The following is a 2,896-nucleotide window of genomic DNA, read 5'->3' as shown; positions in this document are numbered from 1 at the left end:
TGAAATTAAAATCAAATTTAAGGAGAGAAAATGCAACTACTCGAAGCTATGAAAAAGCGTCGAAGCGTGCGCGAATTTAACGCCGAAGTCCCGTCAAAAGAGGAAATCCGGGCGATTTTGGAGGCAGCGTATCTAGCGCCCGCTCTTTTTACCACGAAGGACGCTCACATAAGCGTTATTACAGACAAAGATCTTTTGCTCGAGCTTAATGCGGCGGCCGTTAAGAAATTCGGCAAAATGCTTGAAAACATGGGGATGAAAACCAAAACTACGCTTTACGGCGCGCCCGTTCTTATCTTGCTTTCGGGTAAACTCGCGACGGAACTGCCGAAGGAATGCGAAGGCGCCAAGCTTGAAAACCTACACCGCGGAATTTACTGGGCGATGGGTTCTGTGATGCAAAATATGCAGCTTCGCGCAACTTCGCTTGAGCTTGCCTCGTGCCCGATAAATACAGTCGTCGTTACGCTTTTTGACGAACCTGTTCTCGCAGCTCGCGTGGGCATTCCAGAGGGATACTCGCCGCTTTGCTCGCTTGCGATCGGTAAAAGCGACGCTAAACGCGAGGAGCGTAAGCCTAGCTGCGATCATTATAAGGTTAGCTATATTTAATTTGCTTGTGCCCTGCCGTTTAAATTTGCGCCTGCAACGAAGCCTAATGTGGCGTCTGAGTGGATCGTTCATAGTGGCTAAACGCTTAAATTTGCAGGCGTTTTAAATTTATAGCCCTTTGCGAACCGTCTGCGAAGCGGCGCAAACTAGCGGCGGCGAAGGCGGCTTTGAGATCGTGCAGCTGCGATGCGGCGGAGCGATTTTTTGCTTATATGGACGCCCTTGTGCGAGTGATGCCGCCTTTTCTTGCATAACCAAGCCGTTTAGGCGGGAAAACGATTAAATTCTAAAAGCGCGCGTGATCCAAGCGGCGCTTTTTTGCGTAGGCGCCACCTTTTGCTCGCGCTATCGATGCCGCCCGTTTACGGCGTCGTAATATTCGGCAGTTTGTCGTTGTTCAGATCAAATTTCAAAATTTTACCGTCCACGCAGCGCTTCGCGTAAAAATAATCTTTGTAAAAAGAAGCGCCGCAGCTAAGCCCGCGACCGATCGCTTCGTCATTTTCTAGTTTATTTTTGATCGCGGAGAAAATTTTCCGAATAGCCGCGCCCGGATTTTTTGCGACGAGTCGCAGCGCGATCATCTCTATAGCTTCTTGCGTTTCTCGTCCTCCCGTGCCTTCTATGATGCTTCGATACATATCGTCGTAAAATACCTTTGCAGGCAATTCGGGCTCTTGCGGCGATTCGGACGAGATAAAAAATTTGAAACTTTGCCTCCGATCGCTTAAGTTTCGGCGGCCGCCCGCATCGATTTTTACGGCACTATAAGCGCCGCCGCTTTTTTTCACATATACCGTCCCGCCGCAATCAGCGAGGATGCTCGCGATGTATGGGATAAAATCGCTAAGCGGCATAAGAAGGTGAATGTAGGGCATTTTGCCTCCGTTTTTAAATTTATGCTTTGCGGTCGCGGCGATCGCGCGTCGCTTTAAATCGATGTTTATCTTTCGATCGCGTGTCCGCATAAGCAAAGCGCGCTTTGTCGCGTAAATTTAAAAGAGGCGCCCGAATTTAGCCGAGCGCCGCAATTAAAAATTTAACCGATTTGCGCATTCAAACGAGCGGTGCCGCCTGGCGCACCTCTTGGTTAAATTTAAGCGGGTGCGATCAATACTTAAACGAGCTGCCCGGCTCGATCAACTCGACCTTTTTATTGTAGTTCATCTTTAGCACCGCAGCAGGCCCGAGCACGGTCGCCTTTTCGCCCTCAAGCCAAAACGCCGTACCCTCCGGCATCGCATAAACGGTCGATTTTTGATTAGCGATCAAAAATTCCTCCAGCCTCTCCTCTCTGCTCTCGCCGTTGTGCCCCACAGGCTTGCCCGAGATGAAGTGCGGATTGATCTGGTGCGGGAAGATGTTGAAAGTATTAAACGACTCAGGCTCGATAATCGGCATATCGTTCGTCGTCATCATCGTAGCGCCCGCGACGTTCGAGCCCGCGCTCCAGCCGATATACGGCGTGCCGTCCTCGACCATTTTGCTAATCAGAGCGATGAGCTCGTTTTCGTACATATCGTGCACGAGCTTGAAGGTATTGCCGCCGCCTACGAATATGCAATCCGCGCTCGCGACTTCTTTCGCGGCGTTTTTAGCGTGATGGACGCCGACGATATTTAAATTTAAACTCGCAAGTGCCTCTTTGACGCGCTTTTCATATTCGTCGTAGCTCCTGCGTAGGCTCGCGTAAGGGATGAAAACGATCTTTTTGCCCGCGAGGCTGTTCTCCTGCGCAAATTTACCGATCCACGACACCGCGTGCGATAGATACTTCGTGTCTTTATAGCCCGAGCTTGAGAGCAGCAGCGCTCTTTGCTTGCTATGATCGCGCTTTGAGAGTTTAAACGCCTTTTCGCTCGCAGCCAGTTCGCTCGTACCGAGCATCGCAGCGCCCGCCGCCAAAGCGGCTACCTTTAGTAGGTCTCGTCTTTGATTTTGCATCTTTTCTCCTTTAAATCAAAGTTGATATCTGTTTTGAAATTATATTCCTTTGCATATAAAGAGAGACTGAATATTCGGTTTAAATTTCGCTTGCGCGGAGCTCTCGGCAAGGTAAAATTTAAAGCTTGCTAAATTCCGAAATTAGGCGAGACGCCGCGTCGTAAAATTTTAAAAGCACGGCTAAATTTAATGAAATTTACGCTTCGGCTTTCGGGGTATATGAGCCCGTATTGAAAAAATAGCATACCCCAAAAACTATTCCGCAAATCGGCGCTACGATTAAGGCGTACAAAAATATATGAGCTGCGGCGCCTTCCAATATCCCGGTAAAAATCAAGGT

General features: G+C 49.2%; 4 protein-coding genes. 1 reads left to right on the top strand and 3 read right to left on the bottom strand.

The features are described 5' to 3' along the window. The first annotated feature begins 30 nt into the window (after positions 1–30). Positions 31–612, top strand: coding sequence for a nitroreductase family protein (locus tag Q0095_RS05305; RefSeq protein WP_297882043.1), 582 nt, complete (start codon positions 31–33; stop codon positions 610–612). Positions 613–720: 108 nt separating this feature from the next. Here the strand turns inward: Q0095_RS05305 and Q0095_RS05300 are convergent, their stop codons facing one another. The 3 genes from Q0095_RS05300 to pepE form a co-directional block, all read right to left on the bottom strand. After that, on the bottom strand, positions 721–864 hold the full coding sequence (locus Q0095_RS05300; protein WP_297882041.1) for a hypothetical protein: 144 nt from the start codon (positions 862–864) through the stop codon (positions 721–723). Between the two features lie 110 nt (positions 865–974). After that, entirely contained in the window at positions 975–1,490 is a 516-nt protein-coding gene (locus tag Q0095_RS05295) for a hypothetical protein (RefSeq protein ID WP_297882039.1), read from the bottom strand. 232 nt (positions 1,491–1,722) lie between these two features. Next, the gene (gene pepE, locus Q0095_RS05290) at positions 1,723–2,556 is read right to left on the bottom strand and encodes a dipeptidase PepE (RefSeq protein WP_297882037.1); all 834 of its coding nucleotides are present in this window, start codon (positions 2,554–2,556) and stop codon (positions 1,723–1,725) included. Positions 2,557–2,896: the final 340 nt, after the last annotated feature.

The organism is uncultured Campylobacter sp., from assembly GCF_938045535.1.
Classification (GTDB): domain Bacteria; phylum Campylobacterota; class Campylobacteria; order Campylobacterales; family Campylobacteraceae; genus Campylobacter_B.
This window is presented reverse-complemented; position numbering and strand designations above follow the sequence as displayed.